At 64.9% G+C, this 387-nt stretch carries 1 protein-coding gene; it reads right to left on the reverse strand.

Translation table 11 applies throughout. The annotated features are described in order from the left end of the window. Nucleotides 1–63: 63 nt before the first annotated feature. Nucleotides 64–387: hypothetical protein (locus tag GVL52_RS30140; protein ID WP_200848078.1), on the reverse strand; the 324-nt coding region annotated here is incomplete at its 5' end.

The raw sequence follows: 387 nt of genomic DNA on the forward strand, positions 1-387 counted from the left end.
CTGCTGGGGTGACCCGAGCCGAGCGGCGGCCTGTTGAAGAGATGCCTTCAGGCCATCCCTGCGTCACGAAGCCCGACGGTCGGCCCCATCCTCCGGTGCGAAGCTGAGCGAGAGCCGGACTTCCTTCACGGCCGGCCACAGCGTCATGTCCTCCTGCCTGATCAAGCCCGCATCGATCAGGGCCCGGACATCGTCGTGGACCCGGCGATAATCGCGATCCAAAGTCTTCGCCAGCGCCCGGATCGACCGCGCACTGCCGGACTTGAACAACGCTTCGAGCAGAGCCACGCGCTGGTCCGAGATGACGCTCTTGAAGGTCTTCAGGTCCTTGAAGATCAGGACAGGCTCCGCCGGTGTCAGATCGCCCGCTTCCACCTGCTTCCAGCG

Origin of the sequence: Rhizobium sp. 18055, from assembly GCF_902706285.1 — a bacterium.
In the GTDB taxonomy this organism is placed as follows: Bacteria; Pseudomonadota; Alphaproteobacteria; order Rhizobiales; family Rhizobiaceae; genus Rhizobium.